Annotated in this window: 25 protein-coding genes and 1 riboswitch; of the genes, 9 read left to right on the top strand and 16 right to left on the bottom strand. The window is 66.6% G+C overall.

Annotated features, from left to right (window positions below; translation table 11 throughout):
* Positions 1–38: 38 nt before the first annotated feature.
* Complete coding sequence (locus ACQR1L_RS21290) at positions 39–2,015, top strand: S8 family peptidase (RefSeq protein WP_434859872.1); 1,977 nt, start codon at positions 39–41, stop codon at positions 2,013–2,015.
* A gap of 674 nt (positions 2,016–2,689) precedes the next feature.
* Here the strand turns inward: ACQR1L_RS21290 and ACQR1L_RS21285 are convergent.
* The 3 genes from ACQR1L_RS21285 to metX all read right to left on the bottom strand — a co-directional run bounded on the left by ACQR1L_RS21285 (position 2,690) and on the right by metX (position 5,195).
* Positions 2,690–2,980 (bottom strand): GIY-YIG nuclease family protein, encoded by a 291-nt coding sequence (locus tag ACQR1L_RS21285; protein WP_434859871.1) that lies wholly within the window; start codon positions 2,978–2,980, stop codon positions 2,690–2,692.
* Positions 2,981–3,314: 334 nt separating this feature from the next.
* Entirely contained in the window at positions 3,315–3,977 is a 663-nt protein-coding gene (gene metW / locus ACQR1L_RS21280) for a methionine biosynthesis protein MetW (protein ID WP_434859870.1), read from the bottom strand.
* 3 nt (positions 3,978–3,980) lie between these two features.
* Entirely contained in the window at positions 3,981–5,195 is a 1,215-nt protein-coding gene (gene metX / locus ACQR1L_RS21275; protein ID WP_434859869.1) for a homoserine O-acetyltransferase MetX, read from the bottom strand.
* 91 nt (positions 5,196–5,286) lie between these two features.
* A riboswitch (SAM riboswitch) is annotated at positions 5,287–5,366 on the bottom strand.
* Positions 5,367–5,541: 175 nt separating this feature from the next.
* Between metX and ACQR1L_RS21270 the strand changes: the two genes are divergently transcribed.
* From ACQR1L_RS21270 to ACQR1L_RS21260, 3 genes are read left to right on the top strand one after another with little or no spacing between them, the layout of a single operon-like run.
* Entirely contained in the window at positions 5,542–6,375 is an 834-nt protein-coding gene (locus tag ACQR1L_RS21270; RefSeq protein ID WP_434859868.1) for a chorismate mutase, read from the top strand.
* Positions 6,376–6,414: 39 nt separating this feature from the next.
* Positions 6,415–7,512, top strand: coding sequence for a histidinol-phosphate transaminase (gene hisC, locus ACQR1L_RS21265; protein ID WP_434859867.1), 1,098 nt, complete (start codon positions 6,415–6,417; stop codon positions 7,510–7,512).
* Positions 7,509–8,444: a prephenate/arogenate dehydrogenase family protein gene (locus ACQR1L_RS21260; RefSeq protein WP_434859866.1), complete on the top strand. Its 936-nt coding sequence runs from the start codon at positions 7,509–7,511 to the stop codon at positions 8,442–8,444. Before hisC ends, ACQR1L_RS21260 begins: the two co-directional genes overlap by 4 nt.
* Before the next feature lie 2 nt (positions 8,445–8,446).
* On the opposite strand, the gene ACQR1L_RS21255 is transcribed toward ACQR1L_RS21260, so the two are convergent.
* On the bottom strand, positions 8,447–9,631 hold the full coding sequence (locus ACQR1L_RS21255; RefSeq protein ID WP_434859865.1) for a DUF2125 domain-containing protein: 1,185 nt from the start codon (positions 9,629–9,631) through the stop codon (positions 8,447–8,449).
* 99 nt (positions 9,632–9,730) lie between these two features.
* On the opposite strand from ACQR1L_RS21255, the gene ACQR1L_RS21250 reads away from it, so the two are divergent.
* Complete coding sequence (locus ACQR1L_RS21250) at positions 9,731–10,330, top strand: gamma-glutamylcyclotransferase (RefSeq protein ID WP_434859864.1); 600 nt, start codon at positions 9,731–9,733, stop codon at positions 10,328–10,330.
* Between the two features lie 6 nt (positions 10,331–10,336).
* Here the strand turns inward: ACQR1L_RS21250 and ACQR1L_RS21245 are convergent, their stop codons facing one another.
* From ACQR1L_RS21245 to ftsE, 4 genes are all read right to left on the bottom strand, one after another.
* A complete protein-coding gene (locus ACQR1L_RS21245; RefSeq protein WP_434859863.1) occupies positions 10,337–11,104 on the bottom strand; it encodes a lysophospholipid acyltransferase family protein in 768 nt (255 codons plus the stop codon).
* A gap of 12 nt (positions 11,105–11,116) precedes the next feature.
* Positions 11,117–11,830 (bottom strand): YdcF family protein, encoded by a 714-nt coding sequence (locus tag ACQR1L_RS21240; protein ID WP_434859862.1) that lies wholly within the window; start codon positions 11,828–11,830, stop codon positions 11,117–11,119.
* 252 nt (positions 11,831–12,082) lie between these two features.
* Positions 12,083–13,051 (bottom strand): cell division protein FtsX, encoded by a 969-nt coding sequence (locus tag ACQR1L_RS21235; RefSeq protein ID WP_434859861.1) that lies wholly within the window; start codon positions 13,049–13,051, stop codon positions 12,083–12,085.
* Complete coding sequence (gene ftsE / locus ACQR1L_RS21230) at positions 13,044–13,703, bottom strand: cell division ATP-binding protein FtsE (RefSeq protein WP_008962119.1); 660 nt, start codon at positions 13,701–13,703, stop codon at positions 13,044–13,046. The genes ACQR1L_RS21235 and ftsE overlap by 8 nt, the downstream gene beginning before the upstream one ends.
* Before the next feature lie 215 nt (positions 13,704–13,918).
* Here ftsE and ACQR1L_RS21225 point away from each other — a divergent pair, with 215 nt between their 5' ends.
* Together ACQR1L_RS21225 and ACQR1L_RS21220 are read left to right on the top strand one after the other, a co-directional pair.
* On the top strand, positions 13,919–14,767 hold the full coding sequence (locus ACQR1L_RS21225) for an MJ0042-type zinc finger domain-containing protein (RefSeq protein WP_434859860.1): 849 nt from the start codon (positions 13,919–13,921) through the stop codon (positions 14,765–14,767).
* A gap of 54 nt (positions 14,768–14,821) precedes the next feature.
* Positions 14,822–15,202 (top strand): response regulator, encoded by a 381-nt coding sequence (locus ACQR1L_RS21220; protein WP_434859859.1) that lies wholly within the window; start codon positions 14,822–14,824, stop codon positions 15,200–15,202.
* A gap of 988 nt (positions 15,203–16,190) precedes the next feature.
* Here ACQR1L_RS21220 and ACQR1L_RS21215 read toward each other — a convergent pair.
* The 7 genes from ACQR1L_RS21215 to ACQR1L_RS21185 form a co-directional block, all read right to left on the bottom strand.
* Entirely contained in the window at positions 16,191–17,360 is a 1,170-nt protein-coding gene (locus ACQR1L_RS21215) for a mandelate racemase/muconate lactonizing enzyme family protein (RefSeq protein WP_434859858.1), read from the bottom strand.
* A 32-nt stretch (positions 17,361–17,392) separates the two neighbouring features.
* Positions 17,393–18,100, bottom strand: a complete 708-nt coding sequence (locus ACQR1L_RS21210; RefSeq protein WP_434859857.1) for an SDR family NAD(P)-dependent oxidoreductase — start codon at positions 18,098–18,100, stop codon at positions 17,393–17,395.
* On the bottom strand, positions 18,097–19,167 hold the full coding sequence (locus tag ACQR1L_RS21205; protein WP_434859856.1) for an ABC transporter substrate-binding protein: 1,071 nt from the start codon (positions 19,165–19,167) through the stop codon (positions 18,097–18,099). The genes ACQR1L_RS21210 and ACQR1L_RS21205 overlap by 4 nt, the downstream gene beginning before the upstream one ends.
* Positions 19,168–19,184: 17 nt before the next feature.
* On the bottom strand, positions 19,185–20,024 hold the full coding sequence (locus tag ACQR1L_RS21200; protein WP_434859855.1) for an ABC transporter permease: 840 nt from the start codon (positions 20,022–20,024) through the stop codon (positions 19,185–19,187).
* Positions 20,017–20,838 (bottom strand): ABC transporter ATP-binding protein, encoded by an 822-nt coding sequence (locus tag ACQR1L_RS21195; protein ID WP_434859854.1) that lies wholly within the window; start codon positions 20,836–20,838, stop codon positions 20,017–20,019. The genes ACQR1L_RS21200 and ACQR1L_RS21195 overlap by 8 nt, the downstream gene beginning before the upstream one ends.
* Positions 20,839–20,915: 77 nt before the next feature.
* Positions 20,916–21,860: a dihydrodipicolinate synthase family protein gene (locus ACQR1L_RS21190; protein ID WP_434859853.1), complete on the bottom strand. Its 945-nt coding sequence runs from the start codon at positions 21,858–21,860 to the stop codon at positions 20,916–20,918.
* A gap of 25 nt (positions 21,861–21,885) precedes the next feature.
* Complete coding sequence (locus ACQR1L_RS21185; RefSeq protein WP_434859852.1) at positions 21,886–22,749, bottom strand: IclR family transcriptional regulator; 864 nt, start codon at positions 22,747–22,749, stop codon at positions 21,886–21,888.
* 183 nt (positions 22,750–22,932) lie between these two features.
* Here ACQR1L_RS21185 and greA point away from each other — a divergent pair, with 183 nt between their 5' ends.
* Together greA and ACQR1L_RS21175 are read left to right on the top strand one after the other, a co-directional pair.
* Positions 22,933–23,415, top strand: a complete 483-nt coding sequence (gene greA / locus ACQR1L_RS21180) for a transcription elongation factor GreA (protein WP_434859851.1) — start codon at positions 22,933–22,935, stop codon at positions 23,413–23,415.
* 29 nt (positions 23,416–23,444) lie between these two features.
* Entirely contained in the window at positions 23,445–23,906 is a 462-nt protein-coding gene (locus ACQR1L_RS21175) for a metallophosphoesterase family protein (protein WP_434859850.1), read from the top strand.
* Positions 23,907–23,959: 53 nt separating this feature from the next.
* Here the strand turns inward: ACQR1L_RS21175 and ACQR1L_RS21170 are convergent, their stop codons facing one another.
* Entirely contained in the window at positions 23,960–26,308 is a 2,349-nt protein-coding gene (locus tag ACQR1L_RS21170) for a phosphocholine-specific phospholipase C (protein WP_434859849.1), read from the bottom strand.
* Between the last annotated feature and the right edge of the window lie 136 nt (positions 26,309–26,444).

Raw genomic sequence — 26,444 nt, 5'->3', positions numbered from 1 at the left:
GCAAACCTGATAGTTCCGATCAGAAGGATCTGGCGGCCATGGCCGTCAATGGAACGGGAGCACAGCCCGCAACTGGCGACCAGCCGGCCGCCGACACGGCTGCTCCGGCGCAAGCCGCGGCAGCGGTGACACCCCAGGCGTCCCCTGCCCCCCAAGCCACGGCTCGAGCGGACAGCGGCAACGCTGCGCCACCGAAGGGCCAGGCGGTCGCGACGGTGGCGCAGCGGCGGGCGCAGTACATCCTGGCGCCGCGGCAGCAGATGGGGCTCGGCACCTTCAGCGCCGACTTCATCGTCCAGCAATTGACGGGCAGTCCCGAGATCGACGTCGTGAAGACGATCCAGCCGCCGCGGCTGTTCGGGTTTCAGAGCGCCGACCCCGGACAGGCGCCGCTCGGTCCGATGGTGCTCGCCCGCATGGCGCCCGACAAGGCCGAGTTGCTGAAGAGCCAGGCCGGTGCGCGGCTTGCCGTCGAGCGCGACGTGCCGCTCACCTACATGCTCGATCCGACGCTGCCGCAGATGCCCGCGCCGCATGCGCTGCCCAATCCCGGCGTTCTCGTTCCGCTCGCCGACGGGTTCTCGACGACGATCGAAGTGATTGGCGAAAGCGGTCCCCTGCCCGAGACGGAAGTGTATGTGTTCGGCAGCGTGTGGCCGGTCCAGGGCGTCACCGACGGCAGCGGCCGCGTCACGCTCCGGATCCAGGGCGAAACGCCCGACACCATCCGCTCCATCCTGATCAAGCCGCGCGTGGATTACTGGACGTTCTGGCTCGAGCGTCCGCAACTGGTGCCCGACAGCGTGAACCGCATCGCCGCCAAGACGCTGGGCGCCTATCTGAACGGCTTCCCCGGCCAGCAGCTCCTGGGCTGGGGCCAGCGCGCCATGGGGCTCGATCGTCTGCCCCTCACCTATAATGGTGCGGGCATCAAGATCGCGATCATCGACTCCGGCACGGCGCCGACGCATCGCAATCTGCACGGTGTCTCCATCGGGAAGAGCATCGTCGGTACCGATCCCGCCGCCTGGACCGTCGACACCATCGGTCATGGCTCGCATTGTGCCGGCATCATCGCCGGTGGTCCGGTCGGATCCGGCGGCGGCATTCGCGGCTTCGCTCCGGCGGCCGAAATCCACGTCTGCCGGATTTTCCCAGGCGGCCGCTTCAGCGATCTCGTCGAGGCGCTGGACTACTGCATGGAGCATGGCATCGACGTCGCCAATATGAGTCTCGGTGGTGGCGAGCCGTCGCAGATCATCGAGGACCGCATCCTCCGCGCCAAGCAGTTGGGTCTGGCCTGCATCGTCGCCGCAGGCAACTCATCAGGCCCGGTGCAGTTTCCCGGCTCGACGCCGCACTGCCTGTCCGTCGCCGCGATGGGAAAGTGGGGCGAATTCCCCGAGGACAGCTTTCACGCCCAGCAGGCCCTCGACGGCTTCCGCAGCAGCGACGGCTATTTCCCGGCGAAGTTCTCCTGCTTCGGCCCGGAGATCGACGTCTGCGCGCCGGGCGTCGGCATCGTGTCGTCGCTCCCGTCGGACGGCTTCGGCGCGTGGGACGGCACCTCGATGGCGACGCCGCACGTCACCGGCCTCGCCGCGCTGGTGCTCGCGCATCATCCCGACTTCAAGGGGCCGTTCGCAACCCGCGACGCGCGGCGTGTGGAGCGGCTGTTCCAGATCCTGAAGGAGACGGCGACGCCGTTGCAGTTCGGCGATCCCAACCGTTCGGGCGCCGGCCTGCCGAACGCGATGCGCGCGCTCGGACTCGAGAGCAGCGTCACCACGGCACCCTCTGCCGATCCGTCGCTCGACGTGCTGCGCCGCCTGCTCGGACTGACACAGGGCGCGGCGCCGTCGGCGATCCCGCCGCAGGCGCCGAACGGGAAGCTGAACGGATCAAGCCCCGTTGCGAGGGGGCCGGCGACCACGGCCGGCGCGCAGAGCCCGCCGATCGGTGACCCCACCCCGTCCCAGATCCGCGACATGATGCACAAGGTCGGATTGCTGTAGGCCTCGTGACACGCGCCAAGACCTGTGGACTCACCTGATTGCACGACGGGCAGTTTGCGCATGGATCTCATGCATCAACTGCCCGTCGTGTTAGTTTGTCGCAACGTCGAGCCTTGCCTCGTCGGGCAAATCAGCTGCAGATTTCCGTCCGTCCCGCCTCACTGCAAGAGGGGCGTATCGCGGTCGTCACGAACGCTGAGGTGGGATGCGGTGGGCGTGTCGGGTTGCGCGTGAGTTCGCTCGCGCGGACGAACAATTCCGATGCGCACGGTCAAGTCGCGCGGTCCTGACATCCCGACGCTGATGTCAACTCATGGCGAGGCTTTCGCTTCTCATGGGGATGGTGGCCAGAAAGCCCGGCGCACCAGGGAGAACGCGAAGCAGCCGTCAAACCATCGCGCAGGGAAGGCTGGGTGTTCCCGGCTCGTACCTGTGGTACCTGCCGCCTGCATTTTTTCTCGCAGGCGGGCCATGGGTGCGGCCAGCATCCGGCCTTCCCTGCGCCTCTGCGTTTTCCAGAGGCGAGACTGATGCAGAGCCCGGGCGCGGATGCGCGGCGGGAGGTTTATGCCTTGTCTCAACCACATCGGATCTTTGAAAAGTGAAAAACGCCAACCCCAAGCTCGTCATGGCCGGGCTTGTCCCGGCCATCCACGTCGCTCCGCATCCGCGATCTACATTACGATCGTATCGTAGAGATCGTTCCAGTCGGGGTTGCTTGCAACGATCAGCCCAACCTTCCACGCGCGCGACCAATGCTTGATGTTGTGCTCGCGCTGGATGGCGCTTTGGATATCGTCGAAGATCTCGAAGTAGACCAGCCGCCTCAAGCCATATCGCTTGGTGAAGCCGTCGATCAGACCACACCGATGCTGATAGACGCGTTGCACAAGATTGCTGGTCACGCCGACATAGATCGTGCCATTGGGACGATTGGTCATGAAATACACGTAGCCACCCGCCATCGCGGGATACTACGACGAGCCATTGTCACGAGCAATATGGCAACTGATTTGCTCGTCATGCCCGGGCGCAGTCCCGGGCATCCACGCGGTTCTCAGGATGCCGCACGACGCGGATGGCCGGGACAGGCCCGGCCATGACGGTGGAGAGAGGTCGACCATCACCCACTCCGTCCCATGTCGCAATTGGGTTACTCGTCATGCCCGGGCTCCGTCCCGGGCATCCACGTGGTTCTCAGGGTGCCGCACGACGTGGATGGCCGGGACAAGCCCGGCCATGACGGTTGAGAGAGCGGGACACAAACGTCTACAGCATGCTGGGCAGCGGACGGCGCCCCTACCGCCGTTCCCCCCGGCTCAGCAGAAACACGCCCTGCTCGCCGAACATGTTCCAGAACCACCAGGGCATGGCCACGCGCAATGGACGGCCGTAACTATCAAGAGCGACCGCGCGCTCCATCTTCACGTCGATCTCGTCGCAGAGCTGCACGAAGTCCTTGATGGTGCAGAAATGAATGTTGGGCGTGTCGTACCAGGTGAAGGGCAGATTGTCGGTGCGCGGCATGTGGCCGCCGACGAGCAGTTGCAGGCGCAGCCGCCAGAAGCCGAAATTCGGGAAAGTGACGATGGCGCGGCGGCCGATGCGCAGCAGATTTTCGAGCACGGCCTTCGGCCGGCGCGTCGCCTGCAGGGTCTGCGACAAGATTACGTAGTCGAAGGCGTCGTCGGGATAGTCGACGAGATCGGTGTCGGCATCGCCCTGCACCACCGCGAGCCCCTTGGCGACGCAATGGTTGACGCCCTCGCGCGACAGCTCGATGCCGCGGCCGTCGATGCCGCGGCTCTCCAAGAGTTGCAACAGATCGCCGTCGCCGCAGCCGATGTCGAGCACCTTGGAGCCGCGCTCGACCATGCCGGCGATCAACAGATGATCGGGGCGATAGGCCAGCACCTCACCGCCGGAAAAGCCGTCCAGCGGCAACACACCTTGCAGGCTCATGGCTCAGCCTCCCGTCGCAGGCTTGAGGCCGCGCGCCTTGCCGGCCGAGTCGAGAAACGCGCTGGCGATCTCGAAGAATTCGGGCACGTCGAGCAGGAACGCGTCATGCCCCTTGTCGGTCTCGATCTCCGCGAACGACACCCGCGCGCTCGACGCGTTCAGCGCATGCACCAGCACCCGCGACTCCGACGTCGGAAACAGCCAGTCGCTGGTGAACGACACCACGCAGAACCGGGTCTGGATGCCGCGGAACGCCGCGGCCAGCACGCCGTCATGGTCGGCGGCGATGTCGAAATAGTCCATCGCCCGCGTCAGATAGAGATAGGAGTTGGCGTCGAAGCGCTCGACGAAGGACGAGCCCTGGTAGCGCAGATAGCTCTCGACCTGGAAATCAGCATCGAACGAGAAGGTCGGCAGCTCGCGGTCCTGCATGCGGCGGCCGAACTTGCGATGCAGCGCGGCGTCCGACAGATAGGTGATGTGCGCCGCCATCCGCGCCACCGCCAGCCCGCGATGCGGATGCGTGGCCTTGTCGGCGTAGCGGCCGTGATCCCATTCCGGATCGGCCATGACAGCCTGGCGGCCGAGCTCGTGGAAGGCGATGTTCTGCGCCGAATGCCGCGTCGCGCAGGCGATCGCGAGATTCGCGAACACGCGGTGAGGATAGGCCACCGTCCATTGCAGCGCCTGCATGCCACCCATCGAGCCGCCGACCACGGCGAACAGGGTGTCGATGCCGAGATGATCGATCAGCATCGCCTGCGCGCGCACCATGTCGGGAATGGTGATGATCGGGAAGTCGAGACCCCACACCTTGCCGGTCGTCGGGTTCAGCGAGGCCGGGCCGGTCGAGCCCATGCAGCCGCCGATCACGTTCGAGCAGATGATGAAGTAGCGCGCGGGATCGAGTGGCCGTCCGGGGCCGACCAAGGTCTCCCACCAGCCGGGCTTGCCGGTCATCGGATGGCGGTTGGCGACATGCTGGTCGCCGGTCAGCGCGTGGCAGATCAGCACGGCATTGGACTTGTCGGCGTTCAGCTCGCCATAGGTCTGGTAGGCGATCTGGAACGGCGAGAGGTCGACGCCGCAATCGAGCTTGAGCGGCTTGTCGGCGCCGAACTGCGCGACCAGCGAGCTCGGATGGTCGACCTCGTGCGAACGCTCTTCCGGCGCAACGCTGCGCAGCGCGGAGGTGGATTTCGGCGTCAGGCCTGTCATGTCTCTCACCCCGGCCTTCCGGCAAGGGCTCCCGAACCACGTGACATATCAGGCCATGAAAAACCCGGCCTGAACTGGGGTTCGGCCGGGATCGATAACGTCCCCGGCCTGTTTAGCGAGTTTTTTAACGTGGCTGCAAGCCGGCCGGCTCAAATGACCACGGAACGAGCAGAAACTAGTCCCGCGGGCGCTCCTCGTCAAGGCAAGCTGGGGTTGACCGCCGATCGGGCTTTCCACGGCTGCAGACCAGCCAAGCCTAGGCAGCACAAGGTAAACTTGCTGTTGCACAGGCCCGGCGCATCGGACAGAACGGCAACCCGTTCCCCCCGCGCAGAGTGATCCGGACATGTCGAACCCGCCGCCCGCCCCGCCCTCGCTCGCCGATCTGCGCAAGGAGATCGACGCGATCGACGAGCAGGTGCACCACTTGCTGATGCAGCGGGCCGACATCATCGACCGGCTGATCAAGGTCAAGAAGACCCAGGAGGTCGGCTCGGCGTTCCGCCCGGCGCGCGAGGCCGACATGATGCGCCGCCTGGTGCAGCGCCATCGCGGCATCCTGCCGCTGGACACCGTCGAGGGCATCTGGCGGGTGATCGTCTCGACCTTCACCTATGTCCAGGCGCCGTTCTCGGTGCATGCCGACGTCTCGGTCGGCGAGTCCGCGATGCGTGACTCCGCGAGGTTCCATTTCGGCTTCGTCGTGCCCTACGTCGCCCATTTCAGCGCCCAGGCCGCGGTTGAAGCAGTGGCGCGCTCGAAGGGCGATCTGGCGCTGGTATCGACGACCTCGGGCCATACGCCATGGTGGATCACGCTCGAGCCTGTCGGCGCGCCGAAGATCATCGCGCGGCTGCCCTTCATCGAGCGTGCCGACCATCCGGCCGCGCTGCCGGTGTTCGCGGTGTCGCGCGTCGCCGACGACGCACTGGTGCTGGAGGTCGAGACCTGGAGCATCCGCGTCTCCGGCTGGAATGCGCAGGTGTCGCGGGCGCTGTCGCCGCTGGCGGACGTCGTCGCGGTGCCCGATACCGCCTTCGACAGCGCCGCTCTTTTGGTGTCGATCGAGGCGCCGTCGAACCTCGACAGCATCAAGGCCGCGCTGATCGCGGCGGGCGCCTCGGTGCGCTCGGCGGCGCTCGTCGGCGGCCATGCGAAACGCTATACGGTTCCGAGCTGAGGCCAACCTTGCGCCCGAGATGATTGTCCGGAGTTGATGATGAACCGCCCCGTGCCGAACCCCGGCATTCTCGACATCGCACCCTACACGCCCGGCAAGAGCCCCAAGCCCGAGCCCGGCCGCAAGGTGTTCAAGCTGTCGGCCAACGAGACCCCGTTCGGCCCCTCGCCGAAGGCCATCGAGGCCTTCAAGAGCGCGGCCACGCATCTGGAGGACTATCCGGAAGGCACCTCGCGGGTGCTGCGCGAAGCGATCGGCCGCACCTACGGCCTCGATCCCGACCGCATCGTCTGCGGCGCCGGCTCCGACGAGATCCTCAATCTCCTGGCGCACACGTTCCTGCGCGAGGGTGATGAGGCGATCTCCACGGCGCACGGCTTTCTCGTCTATCCGATCGCCACCATGGCCTGCGGCGCCAAGAACGTCGTGGCCGCGGAGACCGAGTACCGCACCGACGTCGATGCGATCCTCGCCGCGGTGACGCCACGCACCAAGCTCGTCTGGCTCGCCAACCCGAACAATCCGACCGGCACCTACATCCCGTTCGACGAGGTCAGGCGGCTGCGCGCCGGCCTGCCCGCGCATGTCCTGCTGGTGCTCGACGCCGCCTATGCCGACTACGTCTCGCGCAACGATTATGAGTTCGGCCTCGAGCTGGTGGCGACCACCGAGAACACCGTGGTGACCCACACCTTCTCCAAGATCCACGGCCTCGCGGCACTGCGCGTCGGCTGGATGTTCGGACCCGCCCACATCGTCGATGCCATCAACCGCATTCGCGGGCCGTTCAACGTGTCGGCGCCGGCGATGCTCGCGGCCGTCGCGGCGATCGAGGACACGGCGCATCAGCAGATGTCGAAGACGCACACGGAGACGTGGCGCAACCGGCTCACCGAGGAGATCGGCAAGCTCGGGCTCAAGGTGACGCCGAGCGTCACCAATTTCATCCTGATCCACTTTCCGACCGAGACGGGCAAGACCGCGGTCGAGGCGGACGAATTCCTGACCCGGCGCGGCCTCGTGCTGCGCGCGGTCGCCAACTACAAGCTGCCGAACGCCTTGCGCATGACGATCGGCACCGAGGAAGCCAACCGTCTCGTGATCGATGCGCTTCGTGACTTCATGGGGGCGACGTGAGCGTCGAAGGGCATTTCGAACGTGTAGCGCTGATCGGCTTCGGCCTGATCGGCGGCTCGATCGCGCGCGCGGCCAAGCTGCAAGGCGTCGCCGGCGAGATCATCACCACGGCGCGCTCGGAGAAGACGCGCGCCCGCGTCGCCGAGCTCGGCATCGTCGACCGTGTCGTCGAGAGCAATGCTGAAGCCGTGAAGGACGCCGATCTCGTCATCCTCTGCATTCCCGTCGGCGCTTGCGGCCCGGTCGCGGCGGAGATCGCTCCGCATCTCAAGCCCGGCGCCATCGTCTCCGACGTCGGCTCGGTCAAGGGCGCGATCGTCCGCGACATGGCCCCGCATCTGCCCGCGCACGTTCATTTCGTGCCGGCCCATCCGGTCGCCGGCACAGAGAATTCGGGACCGGACTCCGGCTTCGCCGAGCTGTTCATCAACCGCTGGTGCATCCTGACGCCGCCCGACGGCGTCGATGCCGGCGCGATCGATCATCTGCGCGCGTTCTGGGCGGCGCTGGGGGCCAAGGTCGAGATCATGACGCCGGATCATCATGACCGCGTGCTCGCGATCACCAGCCATCTGCCGCATCTGATCGCCTACACCATCGTCGGCACCGCCGACGAGCTGGCCCAGGTGACGGAGTCCGAGGTGATCAAGTTCTCCGCCGGCGGCTTCCGCGACTTCACCCGCATCGCCGCGTCAGACCCGACGATGTGGCGCGACATTTTCCTGAGCAACAAGGACGCCGTGCTCGATATGCTCGGCACCTTTACCGAGGATCTGTCGAAGCTGACGCGGGCGATCCGGCGCGGCGATGGCGAGGCGCTGTTCGATCACTTCACCCGCACGCGCGCGATCCGCCGCGGCATCGTCGACATCGGCCAGGATTCGGCGGCGCCGGATTTCGGCCGGCCGCTGCCGCAGCTCAAGAAGCCCTGAGATCAGAACAGCGGAGGAACGCGGGCGACCTTGAACGGACCGAGCACGACGACGCCATCGGAGAAGCGCAGCGGGAAGGTCCGCGCCTTGCGTCCCTCGAGCGTTGCCTCCTTGCCGAGCGCATTGATGCCGAGCGCGACGCCGACATTGGCGTTCTGCTTGACGACCTTGCCGAGGCCGGGAATGGCGCGATCGAGCGCGCCCAACAGATTGTTGACGTCCTGCGACTTCACGCCGGGCGCGACGCGATCGAGCGTCCCCTGCGGCACGCCGTTTTCGAGCATCTTGTCGAGGCCGAGCGCCGGGATGACCTTTTCGATCCCGGCCACTGTCATCTGCACCTCGCCATCGATGTTGCCGTTGGCCGTCAAGGTCAGCGTACCCGAGGCGACCGCGAGTAGTTCGCCCTGCTGGATGCGCGACTGGACGATCTCGACATGACCGCCCGCCGCCTGGATCTCGCGAAACCGCTCCGGCCAGGGTTTGGGGCGGAAATCCTTCAGCCCGGTGACGCGGGCCTGGATGTCCGTGTTGAAGGGTTCGGCGAGCAGCGGATGGCCACCCTGGATGCTGCCGTTGGCAATCTGCAGCGCGGTTTCCAGCACCGGATGATCCGACGGCGTGCCCTCGGCCAGCCGGCCATGCAGTTCCGCGTGGTCGGCACGCGCTGTGGGTACGGCGGCGTTGCCCTCGATGCGATCGATGGTCGGCTGTTCGAACACGAGGTCGGCGCGTTGCGGCGGTCCGGGGAGGCCGCGGACGCTGGCCTGGCCGACCTGCCAATTGACGACGAACGAATCCGGGCCGCGGCCATCGGCGATCTTTGCCGGTCCCTTGAACTCGGCGATGACCCGCTTCGGGTCCCACACCTGCGCGACGACCAGGATCTCGTCGAGCTTGGCGTTCATCAACGGTGTGCCCGCCGCCTGCGAGAACAGCGCGACGCTCGGATCCGAACAGCGCACCTCGAGGCGGAACGGAAAGCCGGCGACGGAGCGCTTGGCGCAATCATAGACGCGGCCGGACTTCGCCTCACGCGCGCGCCAGGCGTCGGCCTGGACATCGACCTGCGAAGCAGCGAAGAACCAGAAGGCGCTCCAGCCGACGGCGGCGATCAGGAGCAAGACGGGGGCAATGAAGAGCCCCCAGAGCGGGCGCCTGCGGCGCGCTTGTGGCAATCGAGACATGCAGGACACCCTTTGGGCAGCAATTTTGGCGATTCCGCGATCACGGATTGTGTACATAAGTTAACAATTCGCGAGCCCCACACTTAGGCGTCCGCTGTCATGTCCGCAATGACCCTCTCCCCACGCGAGCTTCCCCAAGGTGACCTCTGGGTGTTCGGCTATGGCTCGCTGATGTGGCGTCCCGGTTTCGACTTCGTCGAGCAGGTGCCGGCACGGCTGATCGGCGAGCATCGCGCGTTGTGCGTCTACTCCTTCGTCCATCGCGGCACGCCCGAAAAACCCGGGCTCGTGCTCGGCCTGGATCGCGGCGGGGCCTGTCGCGGGATTGCGTTCCGGGTTGCGGAAACAAAACGCGACGAGACGATCGCGTATTTGCGGGCTCGCGAGCAGGTGACCTCGGTCTACCGCGAGGTGACACGCTCTGTATGGCTCGAAGGCGACGCGCGCGAGCGGGTGAGCGCGCTGGTCTACGTGGTCGATCGCGGCCATGTGCAATATGCCGGCCGGCTGTCGTTGCAGGAGCAGTTGCGTCATGTCCGCCAGGGTCACGGCCAGTCCGGCGCCAATCGCGACTACGTGATCTCGACCGTGCACGCGATCGAAGCGCAGGGTTTTCGCGACACGCAGTTGCATCGGCTGGCGACGATGTTGCACGACGACGGCCACTCGCTGCATCCGCCGTCCGGAGGCGCAGCGTGACGCGCATCAAGCCTGCACTTCGGCCGGCACGCGGCCGAACAGTTGCGCCTGCTCGACCTGCCCTGCGGCGACGAGACGGCCGGTCGCCTCCTCGATCATGGTTTGGAGGCGCGTCATGAACTCGTCGCGCGGCAGGCCCGGCGGCAGCGGATCGAGAAACTCCACCACCAGCGTGCCGGGATAGCGGAGGAACGTGCGGCGCGGCCAGAACAGACCCGAGTTCAGCGCCACCGGCAGGCAAGGCACGCCGCAATCCGTGTAGATCAGGCCGACGCCGCCCTTGTAGTCCGGCGGCGCGCCCGCCGGGCGCCGCGTGCCCTCGGGAAAGATCACGAACTGCCGGCCGTGCTTCACCTCTTCCGCAGCCCGCCGCATCACCTGCTTCAAGGCGCGGGCGCCGGAGCTGCGGTCGATGGCGATCATGTTCGCCTTGAGCAGATACTGCCCGAACAAGGGAATCCGCAGCAGCTCGCGCTTCAGCACGAAGAACGGCGCGTCGAAGAAGTGCAGCAGCGAGATCGTCTCCCACATCGACTGGTGCTTGGCGGCGACGATCAGCGGCCCCTTCGGGATCTTCTCGACGCCGCGATACTCGACGCGGATGTTGCAGATGGCACGCATCAACAGGATGTTGCTCTGGCCCCACCAGTTCGCCACGCGCAGCAGCGCCTTGCGCGGCATCGCGAGCGTCGGCAGCGCGACCAGCGCCCAGAATACGAAGTTCGGATAGAACAGGATGTTGAACAGGAGCGAACGCAGGAAGATCGAGACCATCAGAAACCCAGTTCAATTGGCTTGCGCCGTCGCCGGCCGGCGCGGCACCGAGCCGGTCGGCGGCTCGGCCTCGGGCACGAGATCGATCCCGAGATCGGCAAGTCGCAGCCGCACCTCTGCGGCGACATATTTGGCATATTCCGACAGCAGCAGCCTGAGCGTCGGCGCGCTGGTCCACCACGGCTCGTCGCGCCATTTCTCGCCGACGACGGCATAGGGAATGAGATCCATGCTCGGCATCGCGTGCGACAGCTCCACGATGGCGCGCGGCATGTGATAGTTCGACGTCACCACGATCAGCGACTTGAAGCCGCGCTCGCCGGCCCAGCGCCGCGTCTGGGCGGCGTTGCTGCGGGTATTGATCGCCGAATAGTCGAGATCGACGCAGCAATTGATGAACGACCGCGCCTCCGGCAGCGACCTGGTGATATCATTCGCATCATTGGTCGGATGAACGCCGGAGATCAGCAACCTGCGACCGTAGCCACCGGCGAGAAGTTCCACCGCGTCCGACACGCGGGACGAGCCGCCGGTCAAGACCACGATGCCGTCCGCCTTGCGCTCGGGCTTGATCTCGGCGCCGCGCAGCTGCGACAGGAAGCCGACGAAGCCGACGGCGGCGACGAAGAAACCGAGTCCCAGCGTCGCCACGGCGCCGGCAAGCGCGCGCCCCGCCACCACATAGAGCGGCAGCTTGCGTCTGCTATCGTCGGTCTCTGGCCCCATGCCGTGCCTGGATCGTCCTTGGCTGCTGGCGCGCGACGCCATGCCGTCGCGCGATCCCGTCGTTCAAGTCCGGGAGCGCTGGCAGGTTTCGCCGGTCCCCCGATCACGTTCGCTCGCCGCCATCCTGGCGCACGACCGTGCCCGTGTTCGTGACCCCGCTCACCCCTGTCCTGCCTCACCCGGCGCAAACGATTTTAGGCGGTTTTCGGGCGGAGTGAAATCCGCAACCAAACGGCTGGGGACAGACCACCGTCAATCGATGCTCGCCAATGTCGTGAACAGGGTGCGGCGCGCGGCCCAGCCCGTCACCGCCGCGATTACGATCGCCTGCAGCGCGATCACCACATAACCGATGGGCCGCAGCGAGAACGTTCCGAGCAGCGCGGCGAACTGATCCCCGACCGGCGTGCCGGAGAACCAGTTTGCGATCGACTCCGAGAAGCCGAAGCCGAGCATCGCCAACCCGCCGCCGATCACGCCGCCTTCGAGGCCGAGCTGAAGGAAATGACGCAGGAAATGATTGGCGATGTAGCGGTCGCCCGCGCCGACGAAATGCAGCACCTCGACGATCGGCCGGTTCGCCGCCATGGCGCCGCGGGTCGCGAAGGACACCGAGATGATGGTCGCCGCGATCACCAGCAGGAGGATGCCGAAGCCGGCGAACAGCGTGGCGCCGGTCATCGACCGCATCCGCTCGATCCAGGCGCGATGATCATCGACGCTGGCGGTCGGCACGACCTGCGCAACCCGTGTACGCAGCGCCGCGAGATCGAATGGCGTGCCCGGCTGGACCCGGGCGATGATGACGCGCGGCACCGGCAGTTCGTCGAACGACAGGCCGCTGCCGAGCCACGGCTCCAGCAGCTTGCTCGACTCGTCCTTGCTGAACGGCCTGACCTCGACGATGCCGGTCTGCGCCCGCATCGCTTCCGTCACCAGCGCCGTGTCGCGCTCCAGATCACGGCCGGTCCGCGGGCGCACCTGCACCGTGATCTCGCTCGCCACCTCCGACTGCCATTCGGCCGCGGACTCGCTGACCAGCAGCACCGCGCCGGTGGTGATCGAGGCCAGGAAGGTCATGATCGCCACCACCGCAACCAGGGCGCGGCCGGCGATCGAGGCACGCGGCACGATGGGGGACACGATGCGGGCCTGCGCCGGCAGCTGCGGGCGGTCATCGCCGAGATCGACCAGAAGGCCGCGATCGTCTACGCTACTCATAGATGTGCAGCCGTCCCTGATGCAGCACCAGCCGGCGGGCCTCGTACTGGTCCATCAGCGTGATGTCGTGGGTTGCGATGATCACCGCCGTGCCCGAGCGGTTCAACTCGATGAACAGCCGCAGCAGCCGGCGTCCGAGCGTCGGATCGACGTTGCCGGTCGGCTCGTCCGCGAGCAGCAGTTGCGGCCGCGAAATGACGGCGCGCGCGATCGCAGCACGCTGCTTCTCGCCGCCCGACAGGATCGGCGGCAGCGCATCCATGCGCTCGCCGAGGCCGACCCATTTGAGGAGATCGATGACCTCCTTGCGATAGCTCGACTCGTCGCGCCCCATCACGCGGAAGGGCAGCGCGACGTTTTCATAGGTGGTCATGTGGTCGAGCAGCCGGAAGTCCTGCAGCACGATGCCGATCCGCTTGCGCAGATCGGCGATCTCCTCCTTGCTGAGCAGCGAGATGTCATAGCCGAACAGGTTGACCAACCCACGGGTCGGCCTCAGCGACAGAAACAGGAGCTTGAGCAGCGACGTCTTGCCGGCGCCCGAAGGGCCGGTGAGAAATTGAAAGGAATGGGCCGGAATCTGGAAAGTGAGGTCGCGGAGGATTTCCGGCCCCAGTCCATAGCGCAGCCCAACATTTTCGAACCGAACCAAAGCGTCAGCTCCGTCGGACGGCGTGCGGAACCGACCCGCGCGCCACAACCCCGGTGGTACGATAGCCCGATTGAGCGCCCGTTATGGTTTCCGGTTCGTTAATGGTTGCCATGTACCATTCGTACGATTGAGTTCCGAAGTTCGTCCACATGGGGGTCCTTGTAGCACGAACTGCCGGAAACAAAGCGGCAATGGCCGTTTGGAGAACAGGCGCGATGTTCATCGTTTGCCCCCATTGTACGACATCTTATGCCATCGACGTGGCAACCCTGGGTATGGCGGGCCGCAGCGTGCGCTGTGCCCGTTGCAAGGAGGTTTGGCTGGCCCGCCCCGAGGACGCCGTCGAGGCGCCTGCGCCGATGCCGGCGATGGCCGAGGCCGACGCGGCCCCTGCGCCGCGCGATGCGGCCGACGAATGGGAGGCCCTGGCCCGGGAGGAACCCGACGAACAGCCGCCGGAGGTTGACAGCCCGCCGATCGCCGCCGGCTGGCCCGAGGATGTCGCCGCGGAGGAGCCCAGCGATGCATCCGCCGAAACCGAGCCGCAGGGCCGGCTCGCGCGCCTCTCCGGCCTCACCAGACATCTGAAGCGCCCGTCCTTGCCGGATTTTCCCGGCAGGAAGCTGCTCAAACTGCCGGCGCTCACCGCCGCCATGGCGGCGGCCGCGATCGCGCTCGTCTTCTGGCGGGCGGACGTCGTCCGGCTGCTGCCGCAGACGGCATCGTTCTACAGACTCGTCGGGCTCGATGTGAACCTCCGCGGGCTGTCCTTCAAGGACGTGAAGATCGCGACCGAGACCGTGGACGGCAAGCCGGTGCTGGTGATCGAAGGCACGATCGTGAGCATGACCAAAAAGGCCGTGGACCTGCCCCGGCTTCGGTTCAGTGTGCGCGACGCGCAGGGCATGGAGATCTATGCCTGGAACGCGCTGCTCGAGCAGACCGCGCTCAAGCCCGGTGAACGCACGACGTTCAAGTCGCGCTTGGCCTCGCCCCCTCCCGAAGGACGCAATATCGATATACGGTTCTTCAACCGGCGCGATCTCGCCGCCGGCAGTGCATGATGGTTCCGGTCTCGTGGGTCGCCCGCGGGGCCCGCGAGACGGAGACGAAACGACATGTCGCGCGTGCTGATCGCCGACGACGAGGATTCGATGCGGACGCTGGTCGCCCGCGCGATCGCGATGGACGGCCACGAGACGGTCACGGCGCAGGACGGCGCCGAGGCGCTCGACATTCTCACCCGCGAAAACGGCGCCTTCGACCTGCTGCTGACCGACATCCAGATGCCCGTGATGGACGGCATCGCGCTGGCGCTGTCGGCGGCGCGCGATTTCCCCGATCTGACGATCCTCCTGATGACCGGCTTCGCCCACCAGCGCGAGCGCGCCTCCAATCTCAGCGCCATCGCGCATGACGTGATCACCAAGCCGTTCTCGGTTGCCGACATCCGCACCGCGGTCGCCGACGCACTGGCCTCGAAGGCGGCAAAGGCGTGAGGCGCCGCACTCCCATTTTCCGCCGTCATCCCGGCGAACGCCGGGATCCATAGCCACCGGCGGTCGTTGAAACACCACGCTGATCCTCCATCCCGCGCAAGTCACATCTCCCTTGGGTTATGGGGTCTCGGGTCGGCGCCTCGCCGTCGCTTCGTGACGTCGCGGCTTGCTCCGGGACGACACCTTTGTCTTGGCGCGCGCAGGCGATCCCCGCGGCATCTCATGCCCGAGTTGTGCTGATCATCGTCACCCTCAAAAGTCGGAGGGCGCAGGGAATGCCGGGTGAAGGCCTCACCCATGGCCCGCCTGCGGAAAGAAATGCAGGCGGCAGGTACCACAGGTTCAGCCGACATTCCGGCATTCCCTGCGCGATGGGTTGACGGCTGCTTCGCGATCTCCCCGGTGCGCCGGCTTGTTGGCCACCGTCGTCCACGCCGTGCTCTCCGCAGCAGCGCGCACTTGACCTCAGCGTCGGGAGGCCAGGACCACGCGACTTGACCGTCCGCAAGCGCCCGTTCGTCCGCACATCGATGAAGACATGCTGCGAGCTCTCGCGGCCATCGCATCCCCGCCTCGCGTGTCGTGACGATCGCGCGCAACGCCCCTTCCGAGTGAGGCGGGATGCGCGGAAATGTGCAGGTGATTTGCCCGACGACACAAGGCTTGAGCCGTGCGACAAACTGGCTCGACGGGCAATTGGCACAGGGGAGCCATGAGCAAATTGCCCGTCGGGCGTATCAGCAGCAACGAACTCAGTGGACGTTCCTCGCAGGCGTCTCACATCGGGTGTCGTCCCGGGCAAGCTCGGCAACGCGCAGCGTTGACGGGCGCTGACCCGGGACCAATACGCTGCGGCGGATGTGGCTGGGCGAAATCGATCTGCCGTCGTGCCTCGAACCTCCCCCCTGGGGATATGGGTCCGGATCTGCGCACGCGTACCGCGCGCTTGTCCGGGACGACACCGAGTTTGTTGCTCGACATTCGCGCCTCATGCACTCAGCGCGCGCATCTCCGCATACAGATCCGACTTGCCTTCGAAGCCGATGCCGGGGAGATCGGGCATGGTGATGTGGCCGTCGACCACCTTCACCCCGTCGGGGAAGCCGCCATAGGGCTGGAACAAGTCGGGATAGCTCTCATTGCCGCCGAGGCCGAGGCCGGCGGCGATGTTGAGCGACATCTGGTGGCCGCCATGCGGGATGCAGCGCGACGGCGACCAGCCGTGGGTCTTGAGCACGTCGAGCGTGCGCAGATATTCGCACAGGCCATAGGACAGCGCGCAGTCGAACTGCAGCCAGTCGCGGTCCGGGCGCATGCCGCCATAGCGGATCAGGTTGCGGGCGTCCTGATGGCTGAACAGGTTCTCGCCGGTGGCCATCGGGCCGGGATAGAAGTCGGCCAGAGTCGCCTGCAGATGATAGTCGAGCGGATCGCCGGCCTCCTCGTACCAGAACAGCTGGTAGTCACTCAACATCTTGGCGTAGGCGATCGCCGTCTCCAGGTCGAAGCGGCCATTGGCGTCGACGGCGAGCTGATTGCTCGGGCCGATCTCCTCGAGCACGACTTCGATGCGCCGGCGGTCCTCGTCGATCGGCGCGCCGCCGATCTTCATCTTCACGACGTTATAGCCGCGCTCGAGATAGCCGCGCATCTCGCGGCGCAGGGCCGAGAGATCCTTGCCGGGATAGTAGTAGCCGCCGGCGGCGTAGACGAAGACGCGCGGATCGGCCTTGCGGTCGTGACGCTCTGCGAGCAGGCGGAACAGCGGCTTGTCCGCGATCTTGGCGACCGCGTCCCAGATCGCCATGTCGAGCGTGCCGACCGCGACCGAGCGCTCGCCGTGACCGCCGGGCTTCTCGTTGCTCATCATCGCCGCCCAGGCCTTGTCGGGATCGATGTTGTCCCTGGTCGCATCCAGCAGCGAGGCCGGATCGGCCTCCAGCAGGCGTGCGCGAAACCGCTCGCGGATCAGGCCACCTTGGCCGTAGCGGCCGTTGGAGTTGAAGCCGTAGCCGACGACGGGTCGCCCGTTGCGTTCCACGTTGGTGATGACCGCGACCAGGCTCGACGTCATCTTGGTGAAGTCGATATAGGCGTTGCGGATGGGTGATGAGATCGGCTTCGTCACCTCGCGGACGTCGACGATACGAACGGTCATGGTAGTCTCCTGGTCGTGGTCGCGCGCTGCCCCTAGAGCGAAGCGCCTGCGCAGATGGTGATGCTCTGTCCGGTGATGGCGCCTGCCTCGCCCGACAGCAGGAAGGCGGTCAGCGCGGCGACTTCCGCGGGATCGACGAAGCGGCCCATCGGCGGCAGCACCGGCGCGGTGCCGGCGCGGCCGGGATCGCGCAGGAACGGCGTGTCGGTGGCGGCCGGCGCGATGACGTTGACGGTGATGCGGCGCGGCGCCAGCTCGATCGCCCAGGAGCGCGCGAGGCCCGTGAGCGCCGCCTTGGTCGCGGCATATTGGCTGCGTCCCGCGGCGCCATTGGCGGTGCGGCTGCCGATCAGCACGATGCGGCCGCCGTCGCTCATGTGGGGAGCCAGCGCATTGGCCAGCGCCTCGGCCGCGCCGACATGGACTCGCCACATGCCCTCGCCATTGTCGGGCGCGAGCTCGCCGAGCCGGCCAACGCGCATGTAGCCGGCGGCGTGAACGAGCGCGGTCACCGAGCCGATGTCGGCAAGTCGCGCAGCCAACGCATGGGAGTCGCCGAGCTCGGCCTGCAAGCCGGCGAAGCCCGCATGCGAGAACGGCGACGGCGCGCGATCGATCCCGGTCACGCGCCAGCCGCTGGCCAGCAGGTGCTCGGCAATGGCGCGGCCGATGCCCGAACTGGTTCCGGTCACCACCGCGTGGCGAACACCGGAGCCGCTGTCGTGATGCTCTGCCGTCATCCCTTGTACGTAGCCGCCTCGGCCTTGACCTTCACCGCATCGAAATTGTTGATCGTCTCGATCAGCTCATTGGTGTAGAGCGCATTGTAGTCCTTGATGTCGAGCCCGTTCATCGCGGCTTCCGTGCGGAACTCCTGCTCGTTGATCGCGCCCATCTTGGTGTCGGCATAGGGCGGCGTATAGAGCTTGATGCGGCGGCTGATCGACTGCAGCACGGCCTTGACCGCGTCGTCCTCGCTGGCGCCCCGCGGCGCCGTCTCGGGATAGAGCTTGAGGAACGCCCTGGCGCCGGCGGCGGGATTGGCGATCAGGAACTGCGAGGCCTTGCACACCGACCGGCCGAAGCCGATCAGGAGATCGCGATCCTTCTCGAACGTTGTGGGCATCGCGATCAGGAACTGGCCGCCGACCATCGGGATGGTGGTCGGTCGTGGCAGATAGGCCAGCTCGATGCCGGCGGCCTCGATCTGGCCGAAGCCGGTGTCGAAATAGGCGAGCGCATCGATGACGCCGCGCTGCAGGGCGACGCCCGCCGGCGTGCCGTTGCCCACGGCGACGAAGCTCACATCCTTCTCCGGATCGAGACCGAGCGCCTTCAGCACGTTCTTGGTCACCGGATATTCGGTGGCGCCGAAATCGGAGACGCCGATCTTCCTGCCCTTCAGATCCGTATAGCTCTTGAGCGCCGAACCGGGCGGAACGGCGATATCCCATTTGTAGGGGTAAGTGTACTGATAGAACATTTTGGCGCCGCTCCATTCGCCCTTGGCGAGCAGCGGCAGCGCCGTCGAGGGCACGCCCACGCCGATCGCCACGGTGCCGCGATCGGTCGCGACCTGGACGTTGGCGTTGGTGCCGAGCGCCTGGACGTCGAGCGAGAAACCTTCCTGCGCGTTGTAGCCGAGCGCCTCGCCGATCACGCAATTGATGACAGTGGCGTTGAGCGCCTTGAGCCCGACGCCGAAGCGGAGCTTCTTGGCGTCAGCCGCCATCAGGCGGGTCGGCACACTGCTCATCAGCAGCGCCGCGCCGGCGCTGCCCTTCAGGAATGACCTGCGCGAAACCATGTTCGTTCCTCCCGTTCTTATTTCTTTCTGTTCGCACCCCAATGCACGACCTTGGACTCGCACCAGCGCACGATCCCGTGCAGTACGATGCCGAGCACACCGAGGATGATCAGCGCGGCGAACACGCCGGCGACATCCGACACCGCTTGCGCCTGGGTGATCACGACGCCCATGCCACGCTGCGCGCCGAGAAACTCGGCGACGATGGCGCCGAGCAGCGCGTACACCACCGCCATGTCGAGGCCGGCGAAAATGAAGGGCGCGGCGTTGGGCAGCTTGACGATGCGATAGGTCTCAAAGCGCGAGGCCGAGAGCGAGCGCATCAGGTCGATCCGCTCCGGCTCGACGGCGCGCAGGCCCGTAAAGCTGTTGATCAGTACCGGGAAGAACGACAGCAGCGCCGAGATCGCGATCTTCGAGCCGTCGCCGAAGCCGAACCAGATCACGATCAGCGGCGCGATTGCCACCTTCGGCAGGCTCTGCAGTGCGAAGGCATAGGGCATCACGAGGCGCTCGATGGCTTCAACTTCGGCCATCAGCGAGCCGATGACGAGGCCGAGACCGACGCCGATGGCGCAGCCGGCGGCGGCGTTGCTCAGCGTGCTCCATAGTGGAAGGTAGTAGCCGAGCGGACTGGCCGGACTAACGGCGAGCCCGGACCACAGCGCGCGGATGACGGCCTCGGGCTTCGGCAGGATGTAGGACGGGATGTTCAGCAGCTTGACGGCGGCGATCCAGCTCAGGAGCAGCACGGCGAGACCGATCCACGCGATCGGCGAGCCCAGGCTGAGACGGCGGCGTGATTTGGGCGGGTGCTGGGTCATGGCGGGCGCGGCGATGTTGGCGAGATCAGTCATGGCCGTGCTCCTGGGCATTGAGCAGTCCGCGGACCTCCTTGGCGAGCCGCGCGTAGTCCGGATGCAGCACGATGTCGTCGAACGTCCGGGGCCGCGGGATCGGGACGTGAAGATCGGCGAGGATGCGGCCGGGGCGTGCCGACATCACGACGACGCGGTCAGCCAGGAAGATCGCCTCGGAGATCGAGTGCGTGATCAGCAGGATGGTCTTGCGGTTCTCCTGCCAGATTCGCTGCAGTTCGAGGTTCAGCCGCTCGCGCGTCAGCGCATCCAGCGCGCCGAACGGCTCGTCCATCAGCAGGATTTCCGGATCCCGCGCGAGCGCGCGGCAGATGCCGGCGCGCTGCTGCATGCCGCCGGACAGCTCGTAAGGGTATTTGTCGCCGAAATCGCCGAGGCCGGTGACGGCGAGCAGGCGCTCGATGCGCTCGCCGGCTGGCGCATGCTGGCCGCCGACGCGCAGGGGCAGCCCGACATTATCGCGCACCGTCATCCACGGCAGCAAATTGGCGGCCTGGAACACGACGCCGACCTTGCGTGAGGGACCGGCGACCTTCTCGCCATCGAGCAGCAGGCGCCCCTCGCTATAGCTGTCGAGACCCGCGAGGAGACGCAGCAAGGTGCTCTTGCCGCAGCCGGACGGACCGACGACGCAGACGAATTCGCCCGGCTTGATGTCGAGGGAGATGCGGCTCAGCGCATGCACCGCCGCGCCGGAGGCGGAGACGTAGGTCTTCGAGACCTGGTCGATCGCGATCAGCACGTCGTCCGGCGCGGCGCGCCGGGGTGCGGTCTCGACATCCATCATCAGCATGAGCGTCCACCCGGAATCTTGTTCGTTGATTTAGCGGCGGCAGCCGGGCCAGGCCCGGCTGTCGCCTCGTCGCAAACTCAGGCCGCAGCCTGCACCGTCAGTCCGGCCGCGGCCACCGCGGCGCGGATCGCGGCCATCTCATCGGCGCTCGGCGCATGCGTCGGCGGACGCACGGTGGCGTCGCGAATGACGCCGGCCACCTGCATCGCGGCTTTCATGCGGCCATGGGCCTCGCCGGTCGGCTCGCCCGCGCCATACACCGCGTCCTTCAGCGGATCGATCATGCTTTGCAGCTTCATCGCGAGCTTGAGATCACCGGCGGTGACGGCGGTGAACAGATCGTGGATTAGGTCCGGTATCAGCGAGGCGAAGCCGACCAGCGCGCCGTCGACGCCCTGCACCATCGAGGCCAGCAGATATTCGTCGTGGCAGGTGAGCAGCGCCTTGTGCGGCGCCGCCGCGCGGATCGCCTTGAGGTCGCGGGCGTATTTGTTCATCTCGCGGGTGCCGATCTTGAACGCCTGGACGTGATCGAGGCGGGCGAGCTCGGCGAGCAGCTCCGACGAGAACGAGGCGCGCGTCCAGGCCGGATAGACGTGCACGATCAACGGCAGCCTCGTCGCCTCGCCGATCGCGCTGAAGTAGTCGAGGCAGTGCTCGCGCTTGAAGCCGAAGCGCAGCCAGTGATGCGGCGGCATGATGTCGAGCGCGGCGGCGCCGGCCTCCTTGGCCATCAGCGCATGCTCGATGCCGTCCTTGATGCCTTCGCAGACGACGGAGGAGATGGTCGGGCAGATGCCGGCGAGCGCCTTGGCGACGATGCGCGTGACCTCCGCGCGCTCCCTGGCGGTGAGGCTGAACACCTCGCCGGTGTGGCCATTGGTCATGATGCCGACGATGCCGCGGCGCTTGCCGAGCCAGGCCGCGTAGCGCGTCAGCTCCGCCTCGTCGATCGAGTGGTCGGCGTTGAAGGGGACGGCGATCGCCGGGATGATCCCCTTGAAGTTGGTCATGACGCTCATGTCGGGTTCCTCGTGAGTTCTGGTGTCATCGGTTGGAAACGGTGGCGGTGGCGCCGCCCATGGCTTCGAGCGCGCGCGACAGCTGCGCGGCAGCGCGCAGCAGCGGCGCCACGCCCATGCGCTCGAACGCCTCGGCCGAGATGCGCATCGTCGGCGCGGCGACGCTGATCGCAGCGAGCGGAACGCCGTCGCGATCGACGACGGGAGCCGCGAGCACGCACAGCCCCGGCGCGTTTTCCTGATTCGAGAGTGCGTAGCCGGCGATCTTGACGTGGCGCAGGCGCTGCAACAGCGCGTCGAGATCGGTGATCGTGGTCTCCGTGCGCTTGATGCGCGGCTGCGCTTCGAGCACCTCGATCTGCGTCTCCACCGGAAGCAGCGCGAGCAGCGCCTGACCGACAGCGGTGGAATAGACCGGCGCGCGGCTGCCGATGCGGACGTCGACGCCGAGCCGGACGAGGCCGGCCTGGATGCGCTCGACATAGACGATGTCGCTGCCGTCGAGCACGGCGAGAGAGGCGGCCTCGTTCATCTCGCCGACCAGACTCCGGAGAATTGGCCGCGCCTGGTCGCGCAGCTCGGAGCGCGCGATCGCGTTGAAGCCGAGGTCGAGGCATTTCAGCGTCAGGCGGAAGCGGCGCGTGTCTCCGACCTTCTCGACATAGCCGAGCATGACGAGCGTGTTCAGCAGCCGGAACGTGGTGCCCTTGTCGAGCCCCGCGCGGCGCGCGACGTCGGCGAGCACCAGTTCGGGCTCCTCGCTGGTGAAGGCATTCAGCACCTGAAAGCCCTTGGCCAGCGACTGCACGACGCTTTTCGCGGCCTTGGTTTCCTCGTCCACGGAAGGCTCCGACGTTTCCTGCTTGACGCCCGTCTCGATGGCGGACATTCTCAGCTTGCTAGGGTTCGGATTGCGAACTATAGTTCGTATATTCAAGCTGCGTTGTCGACGCCTGTCAAGGGGCGAGCCGTCGCGTGCGCATGGCGCTCACCGGGCCGCTTGAAATTCGTCTCCGCCGCATGATCTCTCCCCGACGCGCTGCGCATCCGGCGGCGCCTGCAGGAGACCCGCGTGAGCGTTGCATTCACCAAGGAGGAGAGCGCCGAAACGGCTGCAGAGACGATCCTGCCGGACCGGCCGGTCTCGCCGCATCCGAACCTCGTCACCGAGGCGGGGTTGAAGGCGCTTCAGGATCAGCTTCATCAGGCGCAGGCGGCCTACGAGGCGGCGCAAGCGATCGAGGACGTCAACGAGCGCCGGCGTGAGCAGGCGCTGCCGTTGCGCGATGCACGCTATTTCTCGGCGCGGCTGCGCACCGCGCAGGTGATGCCACCGCCCGCCTCCACCACGACGATCGCGTTCGGCAGCACGGTGACGTTCAGGCGCGGCGACGGCCGCGTGCAGACCTACGCAATCGTCGGCGAGGACGAAGCCGACCCGAAGCTCGGCATGATCTCCCACGTCGCGCCGGTCGCGCGGCTGCTGATGGGCAAGGCGGTCGGCGACGTGATCGAAGCATCGGGCCAGGAGCTGGAAATCCTGAGCATCGCATAAGCGCTCAACGCATCAGGTGAGCTTCCGACATGCGCATCGGCATCATCTCGGACACGCACGGCCTGCTCCGCCCGGAAGCGAAGCAACGCCTCGGCGGCGCCGATCATATCATCCACGCCGGCGACATCGGCCGTCCTGAGATCATCGATCATCTCCGCGCCATCGCACCGGTCACCGCGATCCGCGGCAACATCGACAGCGCGGAATGGGCGAAGGCCTATCCTGCGACCCAGACCGTCGAACTTGGCGGCAGACGCTTTCATGTCGTGCATGACGTCCATGATCTCACAATCGATCCGGCTGCCGAGGGCATCGACATGGTCATCTCCGGCCACTCGCATCGCGCCCGCATCGAGACCCGCGATGGCTTGGTCTACTTGAATCCCGGCAGTGCGGGACCGCGTCGCTTCAAGCTGCCGATCACGCTGGCGACGCTCGATATCTCCTCGGGCAGTCTGTCGCCGTTGATTCACGATCTCGGCGGCGGCTGAATGGCGAGAGGGCGCCCAGGGGCGCCCTCCGCAACTGATTAGGCACACCGCGATCAGAACCGATCGGCGAGCGCCATGCCGGGATCGCTGAACGAGGGACGGCCGGTCTCGATGTGTCCGGCGACGCGGCGGTAGAAGCTGTCATCGGTGTCGCTGGTGACGACGAAGTCGTACCACAGGCCGGACTTGCGCAGGTGCCAGTACAGCTCGCCGTGGTGGCCGGGCGCCGACGCCTTGACGGTCCACGAGGTCGAGGGACCGCCATGGCTCGGGCCGGGGAAGAAGCTCGGCGCACCGAAGCCGAAGCCCGGAGCATCGAAATCCGGCGCCGGACGGAAGCCCGGGACGGGGCCGAAGCCGACCGGATGCACGTCGGGCCGCGGACCGAAGCCCGGGCACATCGGCTCCAGCGCGGCCGACACCGACGCCGTGACGGCCTGCAGCGGTCCATAGATCGCGTTGGACTTCACCGCGAAATTCACGCGGCCCTGGCCGTCGTTGCGCAGCTGCATGTGCAGGCCGCCCTCGAACAGGTTGTAGCCGACGAAGATCTCGGGGTTGGCCGCATGTGCCTGCCTGACCTTGCCGACATCGCCCTTGAAGTGGCGATGGAAGCCGTTCGGGCCGAGCACCCAGAGATCGTACAGCCCGTCAGGGCCGACACTCCATTCGTCATCCAGCATCTTGCCCGCCTCGACGGTGTAGCGGCGCGGGATAAGGTCGAGGTGCAGCTTGTCGTAGACATGGAAGACGGCGCCGGCGAAGCCGGTGTTGGCGAACAGCAGCTTCACCTTGCCGGAGGCCGCATCGACCTTCGCGGTGGCGTGCAGGATGTAGGGCAGCGGGCGGGAGTAGCGCGCGCCGGTCTCCTGGAACAGCGGCTGCGGCGTCGCGGGCGCGACGGGCGCCGGCAGCGTCTTCTGGTGCGCGTCCGACGCCTGCCAGTTGCTCTGGTCGGGCAGCTCCGGGAAGCGCGGATCGTTCGGGCTGGCGAAATCGAACGCGGAGGTCAGATCGCCCGAGACGGCGCGGTGCCACGGGCTGATGGCCTCGACCTTGATGCCGAAGCGCTTCTCCAGGAAGCGGCCGACCGAGGTGTGGTCGAACACCTGCGAGTTGACCCAGCCGCCCTTGCTCCACGGCGACACCACATACATCGGCACGCGCGCGGAGAGGCCCCAGGGCCGGATGTTGCCGCTGATCGTATCGGTCGCGGTGAGGACGTTGCCGACGGCGTTGGAGAAATACTCGCCGTCGAGCGGCAGGGTCGCCTTGCCCATCAGTCTGCCGTTGATGTCGTAGGACGGCACGGCCGGCGCCGGCAGATGATCGAAGAAGCCGTCGTTCTCGTCGAAGGTCAGGAAGAAGACGGTCTGGCTCCAGACCTCCGGGTTGGCCGTCAGCGCCTCCAGCACCTGGTCGGTGAAATTGCCGGCGCGGGTCGGGCTGCCGCCGCCGGGATGCTCGGAGTTCGCCTGCGTCGGCAGGATCCAGGACACCTGCGGCAGGGTGCCGGCCATGACGTCGGCCTTCAGCCGGTCGAGATAGTCCGGACCGCCGGTCAGGCCGTGCACATAGTTCGGATCGTTCGGCTGTGCGTGGCGGAAGCTGGAGAACGCGAGACAGCCGTGCATAGCGCCGGTCCAGTTGTCGTTCATGTCCTGATAGATGTGCCAGCTGACGCCGGCCTTGTTCAGGAGATCCGGCAGCGTGTCCCAGTTGAAGTCGCTGCCGACATATTTGTAGCTCGCCTGCGGCTGCGGCTGGCCCGCGACCCAAGTGTGCGGGTTCGGCCAGCAGCGCAGATTGTTCGGCTCGGCATCGTTGGTGGTGGAGTTGATGCCCTGCGCGCGCAGCGCCGGATTGAAGTTGGAGCCGGACCAGAACACGATGCGGTTGGGATCGGTGCCGGTGGTGATCGAGGCGTGGTAGGCGTCGCAGATCGTGAACGCCTCGGCGAGCGCGAACTGGAACGGGATGTCGTCGCGGCCGAAATAGCCCATCGCGTAGGGCGTCTTGTACTTCGCCCAATAGCCCATCTTGCCCTGATTCCACGCCGCCTGGCTGTCGCCGAAGGAATGCGGCGTGCCGTAGCCGACCAGCGCATTGGAGGTCGTGGAGTCGCGGTGGTAGGGCGGGATCTCGCGGGTGCCGTCGGACTGGAACCAGACCGGCTTGCCGCTCTCCAGCGGGATCGGGAAACGGTCGCCGAAGCCGCGGACGCCGCGCAGCGTGCCGAAGTAATGGTCGAAGGAACGGTTCTCCTGCATCAGGATGACGATGTGCTTGACGTCCTGAATGGTGCCGGTCCGGCGCCGCGCCGGAATGGCCAATGCCTGGCGGATGCTGGCGAAAGTCGCCGCCGCCGTGGCGCCTGCGAGAAAGTCGCGACGTGTTGTCATGATGTTTCGGCCTTCTGAAATCCTGGAGAGGACATCGGCGGCGGCCGGGCAACGGCCTCCGCCTGGGAGCGGCCGAAGGGGTAGCAGTGCGACTTGACGTGGCTGTGAAATATTTATTTATGATCTGATTCACGAT

It is taken from the genome of Bradyrhizobium sp. HKCCYLR20261 (assembly GCF_051168435.1).
Classification (GTDB): Bacteria; Pseudomonadota; Alphaproteobacteria; order Rhizobiales; family Xanthobacteraceae; genus Bradyrhizobium.
Note: the sequence above shows the minus strand (reverse complement) of the source record. Positions and strands in the feature narration are given on the sequence as shown.